The following is a 22,389-nucleotide window of genomic DNA, read 5'->3' as shown; positions in this document are numbered from 1 at the left end:
GCCGATTCATCTACCACAAAGTGTACCGCATAAATTAACACTTTGTCTCTATATAGGTATTCGGCAAAACTGCAAAAATTCCTCCTTAGTATGAAAGAAATTCCAAAAAGTTTTTTTACTTACCGATACGGCCCTAACACCCGAATTGAACACAGCCCGCATCTCTTCCGGGTACTGCAGCAGGCCACCGGCAATAATAGGTCGGTGGATTTGCTGGCTAATCTCCATAAATACCCGGGGCAAGATCCCCGGCAAACATTCTACAGCGTCGGGACCCGTCTTGAGCACACTGGCTACTCCGGTGTTAACGGATAACGAGTCCAGCACAAAAATCCGCTGGATAGTATATAGTCCTAGCGACTTAGCCGCCTGAATCAAATGACTGCGAGTAGTGATTATTCCGTCCGGCTGTGCTTCCTGAGCTAAAAACCGTACCGCCGCCTTGTCTCGACCAAGACCCTCTAATAAATCCAAATGAATGTATATGCCCTTATTGGCTTGGCGGGCTAACCGCACCGCCTGACCCACAGTATTGATGTCGCCGGTAAGAAGAAATACCGCCCGGACAGAAGACGAGAGGGCCGCATTTAAGTCTCCCATATTCCGCACGGCCGCAATGATGGGGTTACTATCGATGTAGTATTGCAGCTCCATGATCCCTCTCCCTTAACAACCATGGTCGACAGGGTCAAAGCCGATCTCCCAACCTAAGCTCGGTGCCGGATAACAAGCGCTCAATATTACTCCGGTGGCGGACAATGATCAAAGCCGCCCCAGCCACTCCAAACCAAAAGACCGGCCAACCTTGCCGCAAAATAGCAGCCATAAACGGAGCCGCGCCTGCTCCCAGTATTGATCCTAGAGATGAATAACGAGTAATGGCGACCGCCACAATCCAAACAGCAATCAGTGACAGTGCTAACAGCGGTGACAAAGCCAGGCAAGCGCCGAAGGATGTGGCCACACCTTTTCCACCTCTAAATCCCAAAAACAACGACCAATTGTGCCCACAAGCGGCAGCCAAACCGGCCAGTACAGCAGCCGCCGGCGTTCCTCCCAGCCAGCGCCCTATATAGACAGCCAAAAAACCTTTAAGCACATCTCCGACAAAAACCGCCAGCGCCATGGGAACACCGAGCACCCGTGCCACATTGGCGGTACCGATATTCCCGCTGCCCAAACGCGTAACATCTCGTCCCTTAATCTTGCCGGCAATGGCCCCACATGGGATCGATCCCAGAAGGTAGGAAAGGATTATGCTGCCAATCAAGAACCCCTACCCCCTTAATCATTTCGCTTTTCAATAACAGTATTCTGCCCATCCAAACCAATTTCCTTCCTGGGCAGGCATGTTTTTCTTCGCTTTAGGGGAGATTTTGCAGCCGCATCTCTGCCTTCCGTTAACCTCCGTTGGATTTCGCCTTGCCCCCATTGGCGTCCTGCAGCCTTGCCGCTACGTTAGCACCAGTTCCAACACCATACCACCCGCCACTGCGAAACCAACCAGCAGGCCCATAATACGAAGTGTATCGAGCCAGCTACGGTTATGGCGGAGTAAGACCAACAATCCCAACCCGGCTGCCGATGCCAGTCCGGCCACGGTGGCACCAAAACCTAGCGCACCTTCCAGATAAAGCTGGGTTATAACTACGGAAACGACGCAGTTAGGAATGAGGCCTAAGACAGCCGCCAGCGGAATCTGCCAGGAACTGCCGGCAAGAAGGAGCTTGGCCATTTGCTCAAAACCCAGGCGCTGGCTACCATAAGTAAGAGCCGCTGTAGCCAGAAAAGCGAACAAATAGATTTGGACCGTCTGCGCCACAGCATGTTGGACAATTGTCGGCACCGGTTCAACATGGGCGTGTACGCCCAGCGTAGACCCCACCGGCATACTGCCCGTGGGCCCATAGTCCGGCCGCTGCCATTTGGGTGCCAGGATCAGGTCGGTAATATATCCGCCGCTTACGCCTACCATTAATTTGATCGCCAGTAGCGGAGCAACTGTGGCCAGTCGACCTGGCTGAGCCAGTATTACCGGTATTGCTTCGTCCGATGTGGACAAAAACACCGCCAGTAAGGTGCCCGGTGTAATACAGCCTTGCAGGTACAGCAAGCTGGCCAGCACGGAAAACCCGCACTGGGGAATAATTCCCAGCCCAGCTCCAATTAGCGGTCCCAAGACACCGGCGCGCCGAAGAAGCTCTCCCAGTTGCTCACAACGCTGGTGCTGGAAGAACTCTAACCCTAGAAAAAGTAGAAAGAGTAAGGGCAGCATCCCTTTGGTGTCTGCCCAACTGTCAATTAGTGCAGCTGTGATTCCAGCCACGTAGCTTACCTCCGCCCATCTTTTACCCCTATTTTGCCCAGGGTCACCAGTTTTATCCTACTCCTGGGCCAACTCCCGTACCAGTTGGGCCTGTTGTTGATACTGCTTGTAGTCAGCCACCGGTGTCTCCAAAAACATCGGTAACTGACCCAGCCGCGGATGGTTAACAATAGCCTTAATCCCATCTAAGCCAATTTCGCCCTGGCCGATAAGTTCGTGCCGGTCCCGTCGACTGCCCCGGGGTGCCTTGGAATCGTTAAGATGCATTACCTGCACCCGTTCCCAGCCAACAGTGGCCTCAATGGCTGCTACCAATTCATCTAGGCCGGCCCTGGTGCGCATGTCCCAGCCGGCAGCAAACAAGTGGGCCGAGTCAAGACAAATACCGATTTCAGCTCGGTCCCCCACCAGACTGATAATTTCGGCCAGCTCTTCCAGGCGCCCACCGATTTCCCGGCCTTGCCCGGCCATGGTTTCCAAGCAAAACATCGGACCGGGCGGTACGCCCTCTAGTCCGGCCTTGAGTGTAGCAGCCACTCGGTTCAGCCCTGCTTCAACCTCGGCGGCACCGAAATGCCCCGGGTGCGCTACCACTAAAGGAGTGCCCAAAGCCGCCGCGCGCTCCATATCTTCGCTTACCACCATCACGGCAAACTCCTGCCGGCGCGGCTCATCGCTGCCTAAGTTCACCGTATAAGGCAGATGAGCCAAATTAACTTGTAGACCCTCTTGTTGCACCGCTTGTCTAAACTCCGCTACCTCGGCTGCAGGCAAGGACCGCACCGCCCCGCCGCGGGGATTCCGGGAAAAATACTGAAACCCGTCCAGCTTAAGCCGCCCGGCCTGTCTGGCCGCCGCCGGATAACCCCTGCTGATAGATAAGTGTGCTCCGATAATCATCGTGGTCATCCTTTCGATGGCCCCATTATACCACTCGGTATCGAGACTGCAAATAAATCAACCGCTTTAGGCCACCGTTGGATCTGGACCAAGAACTCGCTCCAGCACCCTGTAGGCTACTGCTTTCATGGCATCCACCACTTGTAGGTCCTCGTATGTGTCCCCGATCAAGATCAACGACAATTCGGTACAGCCGGCAATAACCGCTTCCGCCCCCTGGCTCCGAGACCACTTAATGGCCGGGGCAAAGGTTTGCTTCGCCTTCTTTAAGTCGCAACCGGCCTTAATATCGTAAATAGTCTTCATCACTGCCTGTTGGGCCGCTTCGTCCGGCACTAAATAATTCAGCTTGCGGCCGGAAAGCGCCTGTTGGTAGAGGCCTGTCTGGACGGTGCCATCCGTGGCCAGTAAAGCTATTTTGTTCATCCCCCGCTCCCCAATATAGGCCGCTGTTTCTTCGATCATGTTAAGTATAGGAATATTAATTTGAGCTTGTACTTGTGGTAAGAAGTAGTGGGCCGTATTACAAGGAAAGACCAAAAACGTGGCTCCGGCCTGCTCTAATAGGCGCGCTGATTTAACCAGCTCTGGTACCGGCGACGGCCCCTGGCCCAAGATCGCCGCTGTGCGATCGGGGATAGCCGGGTTCATGTCTACCAGCATGCGGATATGATCCTGATCCCGCTGCGCCGGTGTCAAACTGACCACCAAATGCATAAACTGGATCGTAGCTGCTGGTCCCATACCGCCTACTACTCCCAGAATTTCTGTATTGGCCTTCATTCTCCTCCGCTCCTTTTTGGGCTCATGACCACGCTTCGCTTCTGCGTTTCCCTACTGGCTGTAAGAGACTATCGGCTGTAGGGAAATTAGGAAAAAAGGCTGCCGCTTGGCAGCCTTTTTTTGGGTTTGTTAGTAATCCATGCCTCCCATGCCTCCGGGCGGCATAGCGGGCATTGGTTTCTCTTCTTCTGGGAGCTCGGCCACCAAGCACTCAGTGGTCAAAAGTAAAGAGGCGATACTGGCCGCATTCTCCAGGGCAGAGCGAGTAACCTTCACCGGATCCACAATACCGGCTTTAACCATATCTACATACTCTTCCGTTACCGCGTCAAAACCTACGCCGGGATCCAGTTCCTTCACTTTGTTGACTACAATAGAACCTTCCAGTCCGGCATTAGTGGCAATCTGGCGCACCGGCTCTTCCACGGCACGACGCACAATGTTCAGGCCAACAGCTTCATCGCCTGACATGTTCAGATTCCCTAGAACATGAACAGCGTTGAGCAAGGCCGTGCCGCCACCGGCGACAATCCCTTCTTCCACTGCTGCCCGGGTAGCGTTAAGGGCGTCCTCCACACGCATCTTCCGCTCTTTCAGCTCGGTTTCCGTGGCGGCACCGACTTTAACTACTGCTACCCCGCCAGCCAACTTGGCCAGACGCTCTTGCAGCTTTTCGCGGTCGTAATCCGATTCCGTCTCCTCAATTTGCTTCTTAATCTGGCTTACGCGAGCCTGGATGTTCTCTTTTTGGCCCAGACCTTCCACAATGGTAGTTTTCTCCTTGCCAATCTTAACCTTCTTCGCCTGGCCCATGTCTTCCAACTCGACATTCTCCAGCTTAATCCCCAGATCCTCGGAGATAAACTTACCGCCGGTCAAAATAGCGATGTCTTCCATCATGGCCTTGCGGCGATCGCCAAAGCCCGGTGCCTTTACGGCTACGCACTGCAATGTTCCGCGTAATCTGTTCACCACTAGAGTAGCCAGGGCTTCGCCCTCCACATCTTCAGCGATAATCAGTAACGGCTTACCGGTGCGAACTACCTTCTCCAATAGCGGCAGCAAATCGTTGATGGCTGTAATCTTCTTCTCGAACAGAAGAATATAGGGCTCCTCCAAATCCGCTTCCATCGTCTCGGCATTGGTGACAAAGTAAGGAGAAACATAGCCGCGGTCGAACTCCATACCTTCCACAATTTCAACGGTGGTGGTTAGGCTCTTGGATTCTTCCACCGTTATGACGCCGTCTTTGCCTACCTTGTCCATGGCATCGGCGATAAGGTCACCGACTAAATGGTCATTGGCAGCAATTGACGCCACGTGAGCTATGCTGTCCTTTGATTCGACTGCAATAGCTTTCTTCCTGATTTCCTCAGTCAGGGCCTCAACGGCCTTGTCAATGCCGCGCTTGATAAAAATGGGGTTGGCACCGGCAGCTACGTTTTTGATCCCTTCGCGCATAATAGACTGGGCCAAAACGGTAGCGGTTGTAGTACCGTCTCCGGCCACGTCGTTGGTCTTAGATGCAACCTCGCGGCAAAGCTGAGCACCCATGTTTTCAAACGGGTCTTTGAGCTCGATCTCCTTGGCGACGGTGACACCGTCTTTAGTCACTGTCGGAGATCCGAATTTCCTACTAAGTACGACACTGCGCCCTTTCGGTCCGAGGGTAACCTTGACCGCATCGGCCACGGCGCTAACGCCGCGCTCCAAAGCGTGACGTGCTTCTTCTTTGTAAACAAGCTGTTTACCGGCCAACTAAATCCCTCCTCCGGTTATTTTTCCACAATTGCGAGGACATCACTTTCTCTAAGGATAAGATATTCCTCGTCGTCAAACTTGACCTCGGTGCCGCCATATTTGGCGTAAATCACCCGATCCCCGACTTTAACCTCAGGAGCCAGCCGCTCTCCGTTGTCTAGAACCCGTCCCGGCCCAACGGCAATAATCTCGCCCTCCTGCGGCTTTTCTTTAGCCGTATCAGGTAGGACGATACCTCCCTTGGTCCTTTCTTCGGCGGTGATGGTCTTCACCACAACCCTATCACCGAGTGGTTTTAACATAGACTAGACCTCCTTTCGTCCTTTTAGCACTCATCTAAGGTGAGTGCTAACAACCAAGATTTATATTACACAATTTCCTTCTATTAGTCAAGAGTTCCAGGGCGGAAAAAGTCAACAACCGATAAACTCCCGTAAAATAGAGTTGCGCGGAATGTGCTTCAGGTCATCCAGAGGACAAAAATAAGCCAGAAACTTGGTCAACATCTTCGCCCTAGGGTAAGCCGGGCTGTGAAGAGGTATTTGAGCTAATACTGCCTCGGCCTGGCGTTTGATGGCACCTAACTCATACACCAACGCCGAGTTGAACATTACATCAGCTTCTTCCTGATAAGGGAAGATGTTGCGTTCCTCGCCCCGCCGAACAGACGCCCAGCGTAAAATAGTATCTTCCGGGCTGGCAGAACGATACTTGCTATCGCGAACAATACGCCGTAGCAACCTGGTGTCAGTGGTGGGAATGCGATTATGGCGGTCTATGTTAAGCTGGGTCAAGGCGCTGATGTAAATACGAAACTGCTTTTCTTTCGGAATAGCCGGTGTAAGTTTGGGATTCAATCCATGGATACCTTCGATCAGGATAGGCTGGCCAGGCTCCACCTTCAGCCGACGTCCAACCCAGGTGCGACAACCTTGCTTAAAATCAAACACCGGCACCTCTACTTCTATTCCTTGAATTAACTTAACCAATTGCTGGTTAAATAATTTTAGATCCAAGGCTTCTAAGGCTTCAAAATCATACTGACCGCTTTCATCCAGCGGCGTCTCTTCTCGATCGACAAAGTAGTCGTCCAAAGAGATTGTTACTGGAGATAATCCGTTAACCCGCAGCTGAATGTACAAGCGCTGGCAGAAGGTTGTCTTGCCAGAAGAAGAAGGGCCAGCGATAAACACCACCCGTACATCATCATGTCTGGCCGTAATTTCATCAGCAATTTCGGCAATCTTTTTTTCGTGCAAAGCTTCGGCAATCTGCACCAATTCCGGGCCTTGCCCCGAGGTCACAAGACCGTTCAGTGACGCCACATCCCCAACCTGAAGAATATCGCCCCAGCGCTCAGCTTCGCGGAAAATTCCGGCCAGTTTGGGCTGATCCTGATATGGCGGCAGCACTTCCGGTTGATAACGGTTGGGAAAAAGGAGAATCATGCCCGGCAAATAAAAATGCAGGGCGAACTTATCCAAAAAGCCTGTGCTAGGTACCATATAGCCGAAAAAATAGTCGTACAGTCCATCCAGTTCGTACAGATTAAGGTAACCTTTCTTACGGTAGTTGAGCAATTCAGCCTTATCCAGTTGACCCTGACGGCGAAAAATCTCCTGGGCTCTGTTCAAAGGCAGTTGACCCTTCTTGAACGGCAAATCAGCCTGGGCCAGCTGCCGCATCCGCTCTTCTAATACCGGTACGTCTTCTTCCGTCAGCAGATGGGAGCCCCGGAGCTCTACATAAAGGCCGTTTCCCAGCGAATGCTCAATACTGATCTGGCTGTCGGGAAGAATATCTTTGGCCGCCCGGACAAGTAAGAAAGAAAGGCTGCGGATATAAATGCGTTGTCCGTCGTCGGTGGATAAATCCAGGAATCTAATCTGGGCATCCGTCGTCAGGGCCCAGGTAAGCTCTCTGAGCTCGCCGTTTACCATAGCAGCAGCAATTGTTGACGCATGTTCCGGCTGCCAGCGTCGGCTTAAATCCATCAGGGTGGTCCCAGCCGGAACCCACTCTACTTGGTCACCAACCAAAACTCTGATCCTATTTCTCGGTGACACTTTGTTCTCCTCCCCCATATCAAGAGTAGTCACACCGCCCTTTTATTATATCTTAGATCTGCCGACGGCACACCCCGGTGATAATACGCATAAAATGGCCTGAGTAGATAACCGAAGGGAGGGAAACCAGTGCCCACTTCGGAGGAAATAGGATCTCTCCTGGCCCAAGTTAGGTTTTGGGCAGATATCCAAAGTGAACACGCCCGGATCCTGCTAACAGTACTTCCCCGCCTGCGGCCAATCTATGCAAACGAGCTGTCCTCTTTTCAACGCCGGTTTGCTGATTTGGTAAGCCAGGTTGAAAACATCGAGTTGCGCCTGAGACAATCTCCCCAGCAGCAGACCGAACTTCTGGCTCAAGCAGCAACCCTCGTTCGGGAAGCCCAACGGCTGAACGAAGAGTTCCTGACCTTTCTCGGTGAGCTGATGCCGGTGTATCCGGAAACAGACAGCACTCTCCTGTTAAACCATATGCGGATGGAATCAAGACATTTGGGCGCAATTCTGCTTCGATTGGAATTGGCGCTACCTCCGCAAAGCCAGCCTCTGCCGCCGGAGACAGTGGAATCTTTCCTCAGAAAGCTGGTGTTTTGGACCAAGGACCAGCGCGAGCACAGCCAGCTTCTCCGGGCCACCTTGCCAGGGCTTACTGCTGCCGACCGAGAAAACTTACTTCGGTTTGAGCGCGAATGGCGGGCGCTGGAACTATCGGCCCGCCGATTACTGGAAGCATTGTCTCTTCCAGGGCAGGTTCCAGAAGCAATTACCGCCGAGGTGCGCCGACTGGCCCTGATGGCCCGAAACTTGGTCCTGGAATATTTGCGGTTCCTGGAAGAACTGCTGGGGCGTTATACCGACCCTAACTCTCGCTTTCTCCTCCGCCACATGATGAAAGAAGCCCGTCGCTTCACCGAAGACCTCCGTGCTTCCCGATTTCTCATCTTCTAGAATTGGAAAACGCCGGCAAGCCAAGGGGGGCTGTTGGTCCCAGCCGGTTCTCAGGCCAACCGCCCCCCTCTATTTCAGAGCCGCTATTTAGAGAGCCAAAATCGCCGCCAAATCATAAAGTGAGCGATCCAACTCTTTGGTAGCGGCAAACACCTGCGAAAAAGGTACCGCCCTTATCTGCCCGGCAACCAGAGACATGGCGGTCCCCTGTCCACCCGCGAGCAACACTTCCACCGCCCGGGCCCCCATCCGACTGGCCAAGATGCGGTCGAAAGCCGTCGGTGCACCTCCCCGCTGCAGATGACCCAGCACAATAACTCTGGTGTCAAAGCCGGTTCGCTTTTTCACCTCTTCGCCCAGGGCATACGCCGAAGCTACCCCTTCAGCTAGCAAGATAATACTGTGCACCTTGCCTCGCTCTGCACTCCATTTGAGGTGCCGACAGACATCGTCTAGATCAAACTCGATCTCCGGAACCAAAATAGACTCCGCCCCTCCTGCCAAGCCGGCCATCAAGGCAATGTGTCCCGAGGCTCGTCCCATCACTTCCACCACAAAGGTTCGTTCGTGAGCGGTGGCAGTATCGCGAATCTTGTTCATGGCCTCAACCACTGTGTTTACCGCCGTGTCGAAACCGATGCTAGAGTCCGTACACGCGATATCGTTATCGATAGTACCGGGTATCCCCACCACCGAAACACCTCGGCTTACCAGGGCCGCCCCGCCGCGATAGGTACCTTCTCCACCGATAACAATAAGGCCTTGTATTCCGGCCTCTTTTAGGTTGGCTGCTCCTTGATCCTGTCCGGCCGGTGTAAAAAAGCGGTCACAGCGGGCACTCCGTAAGATCGTACCGCCATGCTGGATAATACCGTCCACCGAGCTCAAATTCAGCTCCACGAAGTCCCGCTCTAACAACCCCTCAAACCCGTGCCTGATACCTACCACCATTAGTTCGTGTACTGTCGCCTGATGAACCACCGCCCGGATAGCGGCATTCATGCCGGGCGCGTCGCCCCCGCTGGTTAAAACCGCTGCTTTTTGCAATAATCATCACCTCGGTCTTAAGACGGGCACAAGCTCGGATCGGTAAGATAGCGGAAAAGTTCAGGACTATCGATGAACGCTTCGTATAGTGTAACCCCTTTTACCAAACCTAAATCCCTATACTGGCGCGCCAGTCGGCGCTGTAGCTGAGGAACATAATCATAGTGGGGGTTGGCAATAAAGGTGGATACCCCCTGCACCCGCACCTCGTAATACACCGCCCCGCTCAACTTAACAAAAAGCTCCGACGAGGAAGAAAAGCCGTCTGCCACCCAATTGGCGGTCACCAGTGTTTCGTTAGCCGGGTTAATTATCACCAAGCCCCGGTTCGGCGGGATAATGACCTTATCCCCGGCACCGGCTTCAAACAGGACTACTTCTTCCACTGAGTTAAGCTCCGGATCAAGATACTGCAGCAAAAAGTGGGCCTGCCCTTGAACCACCTCATACACTTCCGGGTAGGTCTCTTCTGTCCCCGCTGCCGCCGGATTGTAATGCCCGGCGGTCTTTACGTACTCCGGCCCAATGAGAGCCGGTGGCATAATAGTAATGTCATACCGCAAGCCATGACGCTCAATCAACTCTTGGTCTTTGTTTAGACAAATGCCGTGATACATAAAATAAAGCTGCTGCTTAGAGTCCACCACGGCCGGTGCATAAAACAGTTCGCGCATCTCCCCGGCTAAACGTACCGTCGGGGCCACCGGCTCCACGTCTGCTCCAAAGCGCAGCTCAATTCCTTCTAAAGCCAACGGTAGTGCTGTATTTACCGATAAATCGATCTGCATACCTAACACCCCCCTCCGCCTAATCCAATCCCTTACTAGGGGTGCCCAAACGGCCCTTAGGCACACCTAATATTATATTCGCTGAAGCAAAGGTTAATCCTCCCACTTATGACTAAAACTTACTTTCATTGTTGTCGGCCGACACCTGCAACAGCCAATATACCGTGTCAGCACTGTACCCCAAGTCCCAAGGAACCCGATGCCGATCAGCCGAATGGCTGTTCACCAGTAAGTAGCCGGCGGGATCAAAGCCCACCACTAGTGAAACATGGACAATTTCTCCCTTCTCTTCGTAAGCGATAATGTCCCCGGGAAGAAGTTCCCGAATGGCCCCGACCGGATGGTCCGGCGTAAAAGCGCATACTTGGGCCAAGTCTCCCCGGGCAACACATGAGGCTCGGCCACTGCCCGTGAGATGCTGCACTAAGGATGCGGCCTTAAGCCACGCCACCGTACCTTCCCCGTTATCATAATACCATCCCCAGTCCTGGGGCAAATTACCCCCGTCCTTGTCGGTAAGAGCTTGGGAAACAAAGTTGGCACAGTCCCCGCCCAGGCCGGAGAAATCGCGATAGGCCTGGTTATAGTGGCCGCTGCCGGGGCCCAGCTTTACCCCGGAATAACGATCGGCATAACGAACTGCTGCCTGGCGCCAGTTTTGGGCTCCGATTTGTTGCTGGGTCCCGCTCTTTAGGGTCCGCCTGGTTTCTGCCACTGTCGGCCATCGGCTGGCATTTTCCAGCGGATCCAAAAACCATTCCGCTGCCAGCACCCAGCGGCCGCCCCTCTTGTTTAGTTCCAACCAGTGTACCGTACGCCAACCCATGGTGGTCTCCGGTTGATCAGCATAGTCGCGGTGACGATAAGTCAATAACGTATGAACACAAACAGAAATATTAGTTCGCTCTTTACCTTTGTCTTCTTCCACCCGGGTAAACTGCACTTCGGTCTGCACCAGTTCTATCTTCCTGGCCTGCAGCCATTGGCGTACATACTGTATTCGAGCTTGTTCCTTTTCCAGCGCCCACCTGCCCCCGCTGGTTTTCAGATCATAAAAAGACTCCAGCAGCCCTAATTCTCCCCTGGACAAAAGTTCTGTGCGCAAGCTAAACAAGTCCTTTACCCAAGCCGTTACCGCCGGTGACTCCGTACTTGCCGCCAGCAGTGAGTTGTTCTGCCACAACAGGCCACCCACCAAAGCCAGACAGCAAAGCTGCGCCCCTATAGCTATCCACACGGTCCTGACAGTTAGTCTCCTTCCCACCCTGGCCTTCCCTCCCTTGCCGGTTACGACTGATCGTCTCTTAATCGATATTCAGTTGGGAGGTCTTTACATGCCTGAAGATGTCTTCATTATTTCTTCGAAACAAAAAGAGGGCTCTGCACTTACAGCTGCCCTCTAACTAGACTTCGGCTAATGCTCTCAGTTACCGCCATGGGTGCTTGCCGCCGACTCCGACCTTTCTGCCGTCGGTGGGTCCGGCAGCGGCGGCAGTAACAATTCCTGTCCCGGTACCAATTCTCTTGGATTGGAGATTTGATTATGCTCTAAAATCAACCCAAAATACGATCCTCGACCATAGTATCGCTGGCTAATCCCCCAGAGGGTATCATTTGGTTGCACAGTGTATACAGTATCTCCCGGCCCCAACTGCTCCCCGGTTTCGGACCCCGGAGCCGGCACTCCGTCTCCCGACGGTTGGGACGTAGCCGGATCTTGTGGCTGGGCTTCGGTCTGCTGCGCCGGTGGTCCTCCAGGGGTAACCGGCGCCGACGGTTCCCTAAACCAACGCCACAAACCGGTGGCAGCCGCCACCACAACCACCAGCAATGCTACCGTTGCTAGAAACCGCTTAGGGTCAACCAAACGATAGCGACTACCGGACAAAGGTATCAGATCATAATAGTCCTCGCTTTCCTTCGTATAAGGAACAAGTTCATCTCCGTGATTAATATAGATAGCCTCGTTCCCCACCACAGGGTCGAACACCAAAGCTATCTGCCACGGTGAAGGGAAGTGCTCTTTATGCACAGTGGTATCATAGCCGGACAAAAACGCCCCTAAGCCGTGGTGGGTATGAAACCAGCCTACCACTTCAAATGTAGGATACTCCGCCTTGGCCTGGCGGGTCAGGGCAGCTACCAGTTCCGGTGTCAGGCGGATACTGCTGCCCACAGACTCCGCCCCTGCGGCCAAAACAGCCGCTTCCACCCGTACCCGCCGCACCGAGTCACCGCGGCGCTGCACCCGTCCCAGCAAGATCCCTCCGATTTCTTTGCCTTCCTGCCGGGACCAAACAGCAATTTGGCTCCTCACCACCTGGGCTACATGGACTTTCATGGCCGCTCCGCTCCCTCCCCGGCAATCTATCCTCTGCTGGCCGAAATTGCCTGAAATTCCTGAGCTTAAGACTTTATTCGTGATCAGGCTTTGAATCCCTGCCGGTTTAGTCGAAAAAGTCCGCCAGGGGCATCTTGTTTTTCTCCATGAGTTGTGCTATCTTAAAAGAGAATTGAATAAGGAAGAAGTCCTTCAGGGCAAGGTGCAGAGGCAGAGCCTCTAATTCCTGACCGGCGGTGAAACTCGGTCTAAGCCGAGATGAGCCCGCGAGCCACGACAGTGGTTGATCTGGTATAATCCAGAGCCGACGGTATAGTCCGGATGGGAGAAGGTATTGGTTTCCCCCAGCTTGGTCATGGTTCCCCGGAAGGCACTTCTTCCGGGGACTTTTACTTGTAAGGAGGTTGTGGTTTAATGTCCCAGGTTCGCAACACCAGGTACCTAGTAAAGATAGCCTTTTTAGGAGCCCTGGGATTCCTGCTCATGTATCTGGAGTTTCCTCTCCCCTTTATGCCCCCGTTTCTCAAGTACGACTTCGGCGACGTGCCGGCCCTTATTGCCGGGTTCGCTTATGGCCCCATGGCCGGTATCCTGACCGAACTCATCAAATGCACTGTCTTTCTCTTGTCTGGGCGCTCCGAAGCCGGCATTATCGGCACGTCAGCCAATTTTGTCACCGGCATCAGCCTGGTCATTCCGGCCGCCCTTATTTATCGTCGTTATCGTACCCTGAAAGGTGCCACCGCATCTCTTATTGTCGGCTCTGTTGTTATGACGGCTGTTATTACCATTGCCGACATTTATGTGTTTTTGCCCTTGTGGAACGTACCGGTGGAGCAAGTAATGCCCATGGTAAAAGCCGGCATTATTCCCTTTAATCTCATGAAGGGCTTGTTCACTTCCGTGTCCACTTTTCTGCTTTACAAGCGGGTAAGTGCATGGCTCGGAGCAGACGCCTTGATACCCTCTACCGACAAAGTCCGGCCATAACCTAACTAGAGTGCCAACAAGCCTGGCGGAACTACCCCGCCAGGCTTGTCTTTTTGGGTCTGCGCTCACACGTCTATTATGTCACCCTCGGGCCCAGCCGATTGAGCCAAAGCCACCACCACCCACCGATCACCGATACGACGTCCCTGTGGATCCAGCAGCACAGCCAGCATCTCCACCAGATTAACTATACCCCCAAACGGCGCCCAGGATCCACCCGATAAACGGTACCAAAGCGATCAAATTGCCTATGCCTAAAGGTGCACTGCCTTATCGTCTCCGGCCAATGCGCCGGCGCACTGCCTCCGGGATTAGCTCGGCTACTGTGGCCGAAGCCAGGCAAAGATAAGTATCGGAGGCACCGTAGTAGCAAAGCACCTGGTCATTATCGTCCAGCACTTCTTTATCTGCCCCCGGTACGGCCCCGCAAGTAAAGACCACATTGGGTACCCACGAGCGTCCCGGAGCACCCACCTCAAGTTCCGTCTCCGGAGACAAGATGGGATTGGGCGAACGATACAGCAGACGCCCCGGATCCTCCATATCCACCAGAATAACTCCTAACCGGTACACCATGGTGTTGCTAACCCCATGGTAAATAAGGAGCCAACCGTACTTGGTCTTAATTGGCTGTGAGCCGGACCCTATCTTAAGCGAATCCCACATCAGCCCTGAACGCGGCCCGATGATAATCTTATGATTTTGTTTGGGCCACGGCAGTTGCAGCTCACTGGCATAAGACACCCAGATGCTGGGCTCTACCCGGTGATACATTACCCAACGCCCACCCACCTGTTCCGGAAACAAGATCGCATCTTTGTCCCAGAGGCCGGGGAAAGCCAAGCCCAAGTGCTCAAAGCGCTGGAATCGACGGGCCAAAAAGTCATCGATACCGATGGCCGCCGCTGCCACCTGGGCAATAACTCCATTGTAGGCCGTATAAACCATGTACAGTCGATCATCAATCACAACCACCCGCGGGTCTTCACAACCGCGGCTTTCCTCTGGGATCACCGGGCCGAACACCGGCTCCGGCAACCGTTCTAACAACCGAGCCCCGTGGAAAATTGCCAGTCCGATCCGAGATATTTCATCCTCGCCGAAGGCTCGATAAAGCACGTACACCTTCCCGTCTAAGCGCACCGTAGCGGCATTGAGCACGTAACGGCTTTCCCAGTAATGCTCCTCAATGGGTTCCAGTAAGGGATTCAGTTCGTGGCGTATTAGCTGCCCAGCCGGCGGGTACGAATCCACATCTTGAACCAAAACCACTTCTTCCTGCGCTGGACCGCGCAAAACAGCATCGAGCAGACTGGTGGCCTCCCGGCCCTCGCCAATGCGCCTAATGGCTTCCACCATGATATCCTGGGGCCGAAAGCCCATCTCCTTATATATTTCTTCTAGTAAATCGTGGTGAAACCAATCGCGCTCGATCCGTACTGACAGCGGAGTGGGAATTCCTTGGCCGCCGCGAAAACTATAGCTGGCCCAGGTCCAAGCCGAGCAAGGAACAAAAGTCCCGTCGCCCAAAGTTAGGCTGAGGCCATAGCCCTCGGCCATCAATTCCAGCAGCCGTGCCTCTTTGGTCTGGTTTTTGGTTTTCAGTTGCTCCGCCAACAACTGCACCCGCTGAGTCAGCTCCCGTTGATGCCAATTCTGAAAGATGTTAGCAGCCGAGAAAACCTCTCGCCCACGGTGCTTAATAACTGAGTTCACCAGTTTAAGTCCAAACCCTTTGCGTTCCCGGGCATACGCCTGCCAGATAAAAGAATAATGCTCCGCTTCCACCAAAATCTTGGCCACATGGGTAAAGTAACGCAATTTTGGAAAGGAGCCGCCTAGTCCCTTAGGCAGATTACTTACTGTAAGTCGGGCGGCCAGCCGGTCAAAATGAGATATGTCCCTTAGCTCCCCCACTCCAGGAAAGGTCTCCGGAGTAAATACCAGCGGCCTCATGTTCACTTCTTCCAAACTGTCAGGACGCAAGTTATCCCCCAGCCACCAGAGCAGACGGTCCGTATACTCCCGTTCCTCGCTGATACCGGCCAAGGCCAGCGCATCCCGCACCTCAAAGTGGCTGAGCAGTTCGCCGGTGCTGGAGTAGCCCAGTTGGATCAGCAGGTTCAAGGGCGGAAACTCCGTCAGCAGTTGACGTAATATCTCTTCTTTCACCGCTAAAATTTTCTGGTGGGGGATCAGCTCGAAGACTCGCTCCACCGCCTGTTTGGTTCCTGCGGCCGTGGCTAAATTCCCCGGCACCAGTCTGTCCGCCATCTGTTCTAACTCAGCCATGAACCCTTCTAGCTCTGCGCCCAGCTCAGCCGACGTTAGAGCAGCGTCCAGACCCAAGCCAGCATGAATAAACCGGTGAAAGGCGTCGCTATAGCGTTCCTCTAGACGACGAAACACTGTTTTCGCCCTAACTGGTAACCCACCAATACCGGTCAGGTCCTTAGGTAAGGCCAGCGGTACCCCGGGAATGAATTCCAGGTAGTCCAAGGGAGTGATCACCGGTCGAACTTCCGCCGCTCGTTCCACCCAGGTCTTAATGAATCCGCTCTTGCCGTCTAAGAACTCCGCCACCTGATCTCCGCGCAGCCGTTCAACTTGTTTGTATGTGAGCTCTTCTTTATCCAGGTGTTTTACTTCACTAATCAGGTAAGAAAATTTACTCACGCCGGCAATAAAAGCAGCTAAGCGACCGTCATAGACGATCCTCAGTCCTTCCATGATATCCTCTGCTTCCACGCCGTCGGCGAAGACATAGGTCTGAAGAAAGCTGTAAACCACCGCACTCCACAGTTTAGAACTGAATTCTGGCTCTGTTTCAGCCGTTAGAGCTACCTTTTCCACCGCTGCATAATTCTCTTCCGGCAGTACCCGAGCCAGCAAGGAACTATACTGATCAAAACCAAGTGTGAAGCTGGCCACAAGATCCCCTAGATGACAGCTGAGCTCCGGCGCCCGATCCCGGGCTTCCAAGCCATAGATGTCCGGTTGTTTCAAGATCAGTTGGGATTTGAGCCAGTAGTCCTCATTTACCTTGATACAATCAAACAGCGACAGCGCGAGCTGCTTAAATACGTAAGACCGTTTGCTCAAAGCCGGAGGACCAATTTTGGCTCCCAAACTCACCTCGCAAATCTTCTTATCCCACACTACCGCTTGGGCCAACAGCCAAGGATCAACACCATACCCGCCGGCACCACCGTACCACCAGTCCAGATCGGTACAATAATCTTCTACCAGCCGGCGGGAAATTCCGTACACACCGCTGAGAGGATCGCGCAACCTTAAGCCAAAGAAGCTCTCCAGCATCGGCCCCACAAACAAGCTCCCAGTGGGGTCTTCGAAGTAATGACGACGGAAACAACCACTGACTAAATCGTAATCTTGCAACAGGGGGAAATACAAGCGCTCCAACCAAGAAGGGTTAAAGCCTTGATCGCCCTTCCGCCTTAGGTCTGCCTCCAACAACACCACATCGGCGGCTAGCTCCCGAGCAATTTCCAGTATGGCCCGGATACTGAAGCCCCGTCCGTTGACGCCGTCCGTCAACAAAAACCCGTGACAAGGCATACCTGTTTTAAGCCCTTCCAGGGATGCCAACGCCTGGGCCCCGGCCGGATCACCCACGCACACCACCAGGGGCCGAACATTAATAAACGGGCTCAACCCCTGGGCCGCTGTAGTCACCACTTGAGCCAGGGTTTCCTGCTCGTTATAAAAAGGCACCCCCACCACAACGTCGATGGTTTTATGTCGCGTTAGCTTCTTCAGCTCCCGGCCCACAATTGCCTGAAATTGCTCCTCCCTACTACGCAATTCCTTGATATCCAGCGTAAACCCTCCCCGTTCTAGCTTTGCAAGAAGACAGCGGTCATATATTGCCCCAATTCTCCTGGTCTAAGTATAAAAAAGGCCTGGTCACCCCAGGCATTTAGTTGCTTCTGCTGTTCTCTTTTCCTTCCGAAGTGAAGCTTAACACGTTTTGTCGGGCTCGTCGCATGTGCTCGGCCATTCGCTCCCCAGCCAGTTCGGCCTGGCCAGCCGCCACCGCCTCGAGGATACTCCGGTGTTCCCGCATCGAGTCGTGGATCCGCCCAGGGACCCGCAGCGAGCGAAATCGAGCCTGCTCCACATAATCTAACATACTCCCCAAAGCATAGCGTAAAGACTTGCTGCGGCTGGCATCCAACAGCAGGCGATGAAATTCCGTATCAAGCACTGTCACTTGCTCAATATCGTCCTTAGTAGTATAAAACTCCTGCAGATCCAAAACTTCCTGCATTTTCCTTATCTCTTCCGGCTGAACCCGCTGCGCCGCCCAGTTGGCTACCAACGTCTCTAAGTGCTCACGAATAACAAAGATATCCTCCACATCTTCAGCCGTTATTCCCTCTACCAACACGCCGCGGTTCGGCAGATATCTTACCAACCCTTCCAGCTCCAATTGCCTTAACGCTTCCCTAACCGGCGTCCGACTCACACCGTAGTGAGCAGCCAACTTCAGTTCCACCAGGCTCTCACCCGGTTCAAACCGACCTTTAAGAATGTCATCCCGAAGTTGAAAAAAAATACTGTTCCTGAGCACTGCTGCTCTACCCCGGCCCCGACCACCGTCCCCCCGTCGTGGCAACATCTATCCCTCCCTGCAATCCCGTACCACCCTTAACCGAGTCCAAACTCTGCCAGCCTTCTGTACCAGGCCATACCGCTAATTGCTATCATTGTATGCCATGTCCACGGATACTGCAAGAACATAACAGCCCGGTTCCCGGTCTCCACATCCGGTTTCATTCCCGGACCTAGATCACCCTCGGCCAGTCAGAAAAAGGCACCTGTGCTTCTTAGGGCACAGGTGCTATCTTAAGAGAAGCCTGCTAGACAACTGGTTTAGCCTTACCCGCTAGTCTTCCAACGGTCGGCTGCGTAAATAGTCCCGTTGTAACAGATTCATCCACAGACTTAACGTGTCTACCATAGAGAGCCTCTGGCCGCTCCCTAACTCCGTGACCAAGTACTGGTCAAACAGATAACCCATATTATCTTGAGTACAGGCCTTCATGGCGGGCACCTCCCCGGAGTGATATTGTATACTGGTATTTGTGTATTATTGTATACAATCCTTAGCCAAAAGTCAACGCCTTTAGCATAAACCCTTCTTATCGCCCGGTCGTTCCCTGCTTATAGGTGGCATCAGCATCACAACGGTAGATCGTGTCAAAAGTCACGTTATGAAGGGATTGTCAAGATTGTCATCCTGAGCAAAGCGGAGGATCTAAGACTGTTCACTGAGTTCAGGGTGATCCAAACATGGATTGGCAGGCTTTCGGGCAGTCTGACGAGCTTATTTCCACCACCGGTTAAACCGGCGGCACCTCCGGCTTAGGAGCCGAGCTCCCATCCACAGCCTTCGCCGGCAGAGTAGCAATAACGATGCCGGCCAACATCAGCCCCATGCCTACGATCTGAATCGGCTCTAGCCGCTCCCCCAGCCCAAAATAACCGAACAGCCCGGCAGCAACAGGTTCCAACATAGAGGCAATACTGGCTGTACCTGCTTCCGTCCGCTGCAATCCGTAGGTAAACAGCAGAAAAGGTGTCAGTGTAGTCATTACCCCTATGCCCACCACGCCCAGCCATACTTGCCCCGGCAAGTTAACTGGCATGGGAACCCCCACAAGCAGCAGGATCAACCACAACATAACCAGCCCGGAACCAAAGGAGTAGAACAAGGCCGTAGCAGCATGATAACGAGCGGAAACGTTCTTCATCGTTATTGTCTGCACGCCCTGTAAGAAACCGGCCACTAGACCGAGACCCAGTCCCGCCGGTGTAACAGCCAGACTGCCCAAATCAAAGATATTAACAACTAGCGCCAATCCGGCCACAGCCAGCAGCAAAGCCGCGCATTTGCGCCCAGTGATCGTCTCCTTGAAAATGAAGCGGGACAGAATAATGACATAAAAAGGCGCCGTATACAAAAGAATTGTCGCCACGGCGATGGCGTTGGCTTCCAGGGCCAGAAACAGCGCCGGATGAGCCAGAACAATGCTAACAAACCCGGCTAACAAAAACCGCCACCTGTCCTCTCGTCTTATCACCAACAGCTCACGCCTGAATAAAGCTAAATAAAGCCCTAAACACAACACGGCGAACGAAGTGCGCAAAACCACAATGTAGAACGGACTGAGCTGATACGCACCCAAAAAGCGCGCGAACAAACCCACCGAACCCCAGAAAACACCGGCCAGCACTATAGCCAATACACCGTTCATGGCAACACCTCGTATTCCTTGCTCGCATAGCTCACCCCAGACCGTAAGTCTATCCAGAATCTTACCTGCTATCCCCCAATCATCGTGGGAATTGGCAAGAGTAATTACTTCCCTCTGGTTACCACTATCACCCCATAGATCCCGGTGACTATCAACATGAAAAAGAAGGCTACATACATTATGAGCTGTGGATTGTCTTGCCACTTCAGCGAAAGGTATCGAGACCGGATGGCTTTATCCTCTACCCTGGTGTCTTTCGGGCTCACAAAGTACGCTGTCTGGATATGCCCGTCTTGGTCGATAACTACTCCGTCGCCGCTCAGTCTGGTGTAAAAGCCGAAGTCTTTTAAGTAAGTTTCAGCTGCAGTCAAGCTCTCCCCGACCGTACCTGCTACCACCATCAGGTGCCGCTGGTTATCAAAAGGGGAGGCCAGCAATTGTATCGAAGCCAGATTATTACTGTATTCCGGCACTATGACAATCGCGCCACTTATTTCAAACTTATCCCCGGCCTTATTAAATCTAAGGTGTAAATGGTCGTTAATAAGCCTGATGGCGTTGTTATCTGGCGGAGTTCCGATTATTATCAGGTTCTGTTGTTTATCGGTCCGCTCAAATTCCGAGCTCCTTATTACCTTTATATTATTAACTTCGTCCAGGTTATGGCCAATAAAAGCCATAATGTTGGCTGCCATGGTTAAGTAACTTCCGTTTGCTTGTTGGGGTAGAACCACCAACAGGTCATCTACGGTACCGTCTTTGATGAACAGTCCCGGGTAATACTCAAAATACCTATCCCTGACCGTTTCCTGAGGAATATCAAACCCAGCATCATTGGAAATTAGGGCCCATATGTCGCCGTGCCGCCAGTTGGTACAATCGAACCCGTAAGGTTCCAGGTAAAAGATTAGCTTCAGCTCTAAGAAGTCTTCTCCCCAAAACTCCTTTGGTATGTCTACAATCAATTCATCGTTCTCGGCCCGCTCATGCTCCAGCAGTTTGTCGGTTATCGGTATGTTGTTCAGATACACAGAAACCGACGATTTGTCAAAATCCAAGGCTTTGGAATAACGCAAGGGAAGCTGGATCTTTACGCTATCGCTGGAAATGACATATGGGGTTTGTATCGAGGTTAAGAAAGGGCTGACTTAGATTAAACCCATCAATTCCACCGGCACCAGAAAAAGCATGTTGTGTTGTTTGAAGAGCTCTTGGCTAGCCTTAGAACAAAGTGCAATAATGACGAGGGGGTTGATTTCTTAGACATCTTTTTCGTCTACAAGATAATTTGCTGAATGGGGTACTGGCTTGTGTTATTCTCCGTTTGTTTCTACTAAAAACAAGTGGGTGCATAAAAAACCAACCGCTAACGGTGGACAGCATATCCCTAGCGAGTAAGGCGTATCTAAAGCTTAGCAGTGCATTAGTAAGGATCTTTGGGTGAACGTCGGCTGCGAAATTTTCGTAGCCAGATATCGGGATTCTCAAGTGGGCATTGACATATCAATTCGTTGAACCCTTGTAAATATTTGCGTGTGGTACCAGTACTATAGTCAAAGGTACAATTGGTTCACCTAAGACAGTCAGGAGGCAGGCACGGTTTTTAACACTTGCTTCCGGCAACAACTAGAATAACATTTCAATCCTCACCTCGTAAGAGGAGCTGTTGAGATTCGCCTGCCTCCTGGAATCCATTATACCATCCCGTAGCCAATTCTTTACTGGGCAATTTTTCTGATCTTCAGAAGAACCCAATATTGTATGGTGTACGGAACAAATCAAACCCTCCCGATGTAATACCAGCCGCTGTATTATACGAAATCCCTAACCACTATAGTTTCAATTCCCACTCAGTGGTGCAGCTGGGTGCTACCGCAAAAACCAACTGCCTACCCCGTACGCGACGGGTTTCAATCCTCACCCAGCGGTGAAGCTGGGTGCTACGGTACCGTTTTCCTACATTTCCGGTACCATCGCCAGTTTCAATCCTCACCCAGCGGTGAAGCTGGGTGCTACGCCTTTGGAAGAGGTCGATGGGCACGTTCTCGGCGTTTCAATCCTCACCCGGCGGTGAAGCTGGGTGCTACTGTTTTTGGTGGCGTCTTGCTGCTTATCGACAGGGTTTCAATCCTCACCCAGCGGTGAAGCTGGGTGCTAC

General features: G+C 52.8%; 19 protein-coding genes, 1 CRISPR repeat array and 1 riboswitch. Of the genes, 2 read left to right on the top strand and 17 right to left on the bottom strand.

The window, feature by feature from the left end:
• Positions 1–48 precede the first annotated feature (48 nt).
• The 8 genes from GX016_07740 to GX016_07705 all read right to left on the bottom strand — a co-directional run bounded on the left by GX016_07740 (position 49) and on the right by GX016_07705 (position 7,854).
• Positions 49–654: a glycerol-3-phosphate responsive antiterminator gene (locus GX016_07740; protein HHT71450.1), complete on the bottom strand. Its 606-nt coding sequence runs from the start codon at positions 652–654 to the stop codon at positions 49–51.
• 34 nt (positions 655–688) lie between these two features.
• Positions 689–1,270, bottom strand: coding sequence for a glycerol-3-phosphate 1-O-acyltransferase PlsY (gene plsY, locus GX016_07735; protein HHT71449.1), 582 nt, complete (start codon positions 1,268–1,270; stop codon positions 689–691).
• A gap of 183 nt (positions 1,271–1,453) precedes the next feature.
• The gene (locus GX016_07730) at positions 1,454–2,326 is read right to left on the bottom strand and encodes an arsenic efflux protein (protein HHT71448.1); all 873 of its coding nucleotides are present in this window, start codon (positions 2,324–2,326) and stop codon (positions 1,454–1,456) included.
• 57 nt (positions 2,327–2,383) lie between these two features.
• Entirely contained in the window at positions 2,384–3,226 is an 843-nt protein-coding gene (locus GX016_07725; GenBank protein HHT71447.1) for a deoxyribonuclease IV, read from the bottom strand.
• A 66-nt stretch (positions 3,227–3,292) separates the two neighbouring features.
• Positions 3,293–4,009 (bottom strand): amino acid racemase, encoded by a 717-nt coding sequence (locus GX016_07720; protein HHT71446.1) that lies wholly within the window; start codon positions 4,007–4,009, stop codon positions 3,293–3,295.
• 129 nt (positions 4,010–4,138) lie between these two features.
• A complete protein-coding gene (gene groL / locus GX016_07715; GenBank protein ID HHT71445.1) occupies positions 4,139–5,767 on the bottom strand; it encodes a chaperonin GroEL in 1,629 nt (542 codons plus the stop codon).
• 17 nt (positions 5,768–5,784) lie between these two features.
• Entirely contained in the window at positions 5,785–6,072 is a 288-nt protein-coding gene (locus tag GX016_07710) for a co-chaperone GroES (GenBank protein HHT71444.1), read from the bottom strand.
• A 111-nt stretch (positions 6,073–6,183) separates the two neighbouring features.
• On the bottom strand, positions 6,184–7,854 hold the full coding sequence (locus tag GX016_07705; GenBank protein HHT71443.1) for a nucleoside kinase: 1,671 nt from the start codon (positions 7,852–7,854) through the stop codon (positions 6,184–6,186).
• A 111-nt stretch (positions 7,855–7,965) separates the two neighbouring features.
• On the opposite strand from GX016_07705, the gene GX016_07700 reads away from it, so the two are divergent.
• Positions 7,966–8,784, top strand: a complete 819-nt coding sequence (locus tag GX016_07700) for a DUF2935 domain-containing protein (protein ID HHT71442.1) — start codon at positions 7,966–7,968, stop codon at positions 8,782–8,784.
• 87 nt (positions 8,785–8,871) lie between these two features.
• Here GX016_07700 and pfkA read toward each other — a convergent pair whose 3' ends face one another.
• The 4 genes from pfkA to GX016_07680 all read right to left on the bottom strand — a co-directional run bounded on the left by pfkA (position 8,872) and on the right by GX016_07680 (position 12,960).
• Positions 8,872–9,831 carry a 6-phosphofructokinase gene (gene pfkA, locus GX016_07695; GenBank protein ID HHT71441.1) on the bottom strand — a complete coding sequence of 320 codons (960 nt, stop codon included), beginning with the start codon at positions 9,829–9,831 and terminating at the stop codon, positions 8,872–8,874.
• A gap of 17 nt (positions 9,832–9,848) precedes the next feature.
• Positions 9,849–10,619: a glucose-6-phosphate isomerase gene (locus GX016_07690; protein HHT71440.1), complete on the bottom strand. Its 771-nt coding sequence runs from the start codon at positions 10,617–10,619 to the stop codon at positions 9,849–9,851.
• Between the two features lie 112 nt (positions 10,620–10,731).
• Positions 10,732–11,883 carry an amidase domain-containing protein gene (locus tag GX016_07685; GenBank protein HHT71439.1) on the bottom strand — a complete coding sequence of 384 codons (1,152 nt, stop codon included), beginning with the start codon at positions 11,881–11,883 and terminating at the stop codon, positions 10,732–10,734.
• A gap of 159 nt (positions 11,884–12,042) precedes the next feature.
• Positions 12,043–12,960, bottom strand: a complete 918-nt coding sequence (locus GX016_07680) for a LysM peptidoglycan-binding domain-containing protein (protein HHT71438.1) — start codon at positions 12,958–12,960, stop codon at positions 12,043–12,045.
• A 184-nt stretch (positions 12,961–13,144) separates the two neighbouring features.
• A riboswitch (FMN riboswitch) is annotated at positions 13,145–13,297 on the top strand.
• 77 nt (positions 13,298–13,374) lie between these two features.
• Here GX016_07680 and GX016_07675 point away from each other — a divergent pair.
• Positions 13,375–13,950 carry an ECF transporter S component gene (locus GX016_07675; GenBank protein HHT71437.1) on the top strand — a complete coding sequence of 192 codons (576 nt, stop codon included), beginning with the start codon at positions 13,375–13,377 and terminating at the stop codon, positions 13,948–13,950.
• A 270-nt stretch (positions 13,951–14,220) separates the two neighbouring features.
• Here the strand turns inward: GX016_07675 and GX016_07670 are convergent, their stop codons facing one another.
• The 5 genes from GX016_07670 to GX016_07650 form a co-directional block, all read right to left on the bottom strand.
• The gene (locus tag GX016_07670) at positions 14,221–17,745 is read right to left on the bottom strand and encodes a glycosidase (GenBank protein HHT71436.1); all 3,525 of its coding nucleotides are present in this window, start codon (positions 17,743–17,745) and stop codon (positions 14,221–14,223) included.
• A 145-nt stretch (positions 17,746–17,890) separates the two neighbouring features.
• Positions 17,891–18,592: a GntR family transcriptional regulator gene (locus GX016_07665; protein ID HHT71435.1), complete on the bottom strand. Its 702-nt coding sequence runs from the start codon at positions 18,590–18,592 to the stop codon at positions 17,891–17,893.
• A 267-nt stretch (positions 18,593–18,859) separates the two neighbouring features.
• A complete protein-coding gene (locus tag GX016_07660; GenBank protein HHT71434.1) occupies positions 18,860–19,018 on the bottom strand; it encodes a hypothetical protein in 159 nt (52 codons plus the stop codon).
• 298 nt (positions 19,019–19,316) lie between these two features.
• Positions 19,317–20,231 (bottom strand): EamA family transporter, encoded by a 915-nt coding sequence (locus tag GX016_07655; protein HHT71433.1) that lies wholly within the window; start codon positions 20,229–20,231, stop codon positions 19,317–19,319.
• 104 nt (positions 20,232–20,335) lie between these two features.
• The gene (locus GX016_07650) at positions 20,336–21,307 is read right to left on the bottom strand and encodes a cellulose biosynthesis cyclic di-GMP-binding regulatory protein BcsB (protein HHT71432.1); all 972 of its coding nucleotides are present in this window, start codon (positions 21,305–21,307) and stop codon (positions 20,336–20,338) included.
• 760 nt (positions 21,308–22,067) lie between these two features.
• Positions 22,068–22,389: a CRISPR direct-repeat array (repeat unit 37 nt; unit sequence GTTTCAATCCTCACCCAGCGGTGAAGCTGGGTGCTAC).

The organism is Bacillota bacterium (genome assembly GCA_012837285.1).
In the GTDB taxonomy this organism is placed as follows: domain Bacteria; phylum Bacillota; class DTU030; order DUMP01; family DUMP01; genus DUNI01.
Note: the sequence above shows the minus strand (reverse complement) of the source record. Positions and strands in the feature narration are given on the sequence as shown.

Coding starts and splice junctions, on each gene's coding strand:
- GX016_07740 (HHT71450.1), bottom strand. CDS start 654: ATGGAGCTGCAATACTACATCGATAGTAACCCCATCATTGCGGCCGTG.
- GX016_07725 (HHT71447.1), bottom strand. CDS start 3,226: ATGATTATCGGAGCACACTTATCTATCAGCAGGGGTTATCCGGCGGCG.
- GX016_07720 (HHT71446.1), bottom strand. CDS start 4,009: ATGAAGGCCAATACAGAAATTCTGGGAGTAGTAGGCGGTATGGGACCA.
- GX016_07710 (HHT71444.1), bottom strand. CDS start 6,072: ATGTTAAAACCACTCGGTGATAGGGTTGTGGTGAAGACCATCACCGCC.
- GX016_07705 (HHT71443.1), bottom strand. CDS start 7,854: ATGGGGGAGGAGAACAAAGTGTCACCGAGAAATAGGATCAGAGTTTTG.
- GX016_07690 (HHT71440.1), bottom strand. CDS start 10,619: ATGCAGATCGATTTATCGGTAAATACAGCACTACCGTTGGCTTTAGAA.
- GX016_07680 (HHT71438.1), bottom strand. CDS start 12,960: ATGAAAGTCCATGTAGCCCAGGTGGTGAGGAGCCAAATTGCTGTTTGG.
- GX016_07675 (HHT71437.1), top strand. CDS start 13,375: ATGTCCCAGGTTCGCAACACCAGGTACCTAGTAAAGATAGCCTTTTTA.
- GX016_07665 (HHT71435.1), bottom strand. CDS start 18,592: ATGTTGCCACGACGGGGGGACGGTGGTCGGGGCCGGGGTAGAGCAGCA.
- GX016_07660 (HHT71434.1), bottom strand. CDS start 19,018: ATGAAGGCCTGTACTCAAGATAATATGGGTTATCTGTTTGACCAGTAC.
- GX016_07655 (HHT71433.1), bottom strand. CDS start 20,231: ATGAACGGTGTATTGGCTATAGTGCTGGCCGGTGTTTTCTGGGGTTCG.